This is a genomic window from Paraburkholderia sp. BCC1886 (assembly GCF_900996245.1).
Taxonomy (GTDB): domain Bacteria; phylum Pseudomonadota; class Gammaproteobacteria; order Burkholderiales; family Burkholderiaceae; genus Paraburkholderia.
Map to the genome: position 1 here is coordinate 1 of NZ_CAAJGK010000072.1, position 1,105 is coordinate 1,105.

At 56.4% G+C, this 1,105-nt stretch carries 1 protein-coding gene; it reads left to right on the forward strand.

The genetic code is table 11. The features are described from left to right. The first annotated feature begins 75 nt into the window (after window positions 1-75). Window positions 76-1,029, forward strand: coding sequence for an IS5 family transposase (locus FQ746_RS24590; protein WP_144112300.1), 954 nt, complete (start codon window positions 76-78; stop codon window positions 1,027-1,029). Window positions 1,030-1,105 lie beyond the last annotated feature (76 nt).

The window sequence follows — 1,105 nt, forward strand, 5'->3', positions numbered from 1 at the left end:
GGAAGGTCTGCAAAAGTCCTGGCGTTGACGTAAGTGTGAACTATCCTGGAAGAGGGATAGTTAAGGGGAATGCTGATGACGCAACTGGGCCTTGGGTTGGACCTGTCAACGAAGCGCACGCGCAAACGGGAATTTCTCGACGAGATGAGGCGTGTGGTGCCGTGGTCGAAACTGATTGCGTTGATCGAGCCACACTATCCGAAGGGTAAGACGGGACGTCCGCCCTTTCCGGTTGCCACGATGCTGCAGATTCACTTCATGCAGCAATGGTTCGGCCTGTCGGACCCGGCGATGGAAGAGGCACTCTATGACGTGCCGCTATATCGCGACTTTGCAGGGCTTGATGGTGGCATGACGCGCTTGCCCGACGAAAGCACGATCCTGCGGTTTCGCCACCTGCTCGAAGAACACGGTCTGGCTGTGCAAATGTTTGCAGTGGTCAATGAGATTCTGATCAGCAAGGGATTGATGCTCAAGGCGGGATCCGTTGTCGACGCAACACTGATTTCAGCGCCCACATCGACGAAGAACGCCTCTGGTGAGCGAGACCCGGAAATGCACCAGACACAGAAAGGCCGTAGCTGGTACTTCGGGATGAAAGCGCACATTGGCGTGGACGCGGAGTCGGGACTGGTTCACACGGTTGTCGGCACAGCGGCAAACAGGGCTGATATCAATGAGGCCCAGTTGCTGTTGCATGGCGACGAAACGGATGTCTACGCTGATGCCGGTTATCAGGGTATTCACAAGCGATGCGCGCAGGGTTCAGCGCGCTGGCATATCGCAATGAGACCATCCAGACGAAAACAGCTGGATCTGAAGGACCGTCTGGACGCGATATTCAATCAGATTGAGCGCCTTAAAGCGGGAATCCGGGCCAAGGTCGAGCATCCATTCCGCGTGCTGAAGCAGCAGTTCGGTTATACAAAGACCCGATACCGCGGGCTGGCGAAAAACACTGCCCAGATCACGACGCTCTTTGCACTGGGTAACCTGTGGATGGCACGCAAGCAATTGCTCAAAGCGTGAAACGCGAGGGCGTGGGCGGCCTCATGCGCGGGCAAACGTGAATCACACGGCCGAATCAAAACCTATGACCAGCGCC

Excerpts from the sequence above, each read along its gene's own strand:
- FQ746_RS24590 (WP_144112300.1), top strand. The coding sequence starts at position 76 with ATGACGCAACTGGGCCTTGGGTTGGACCTGTCAACGAAGCGCACGCGC.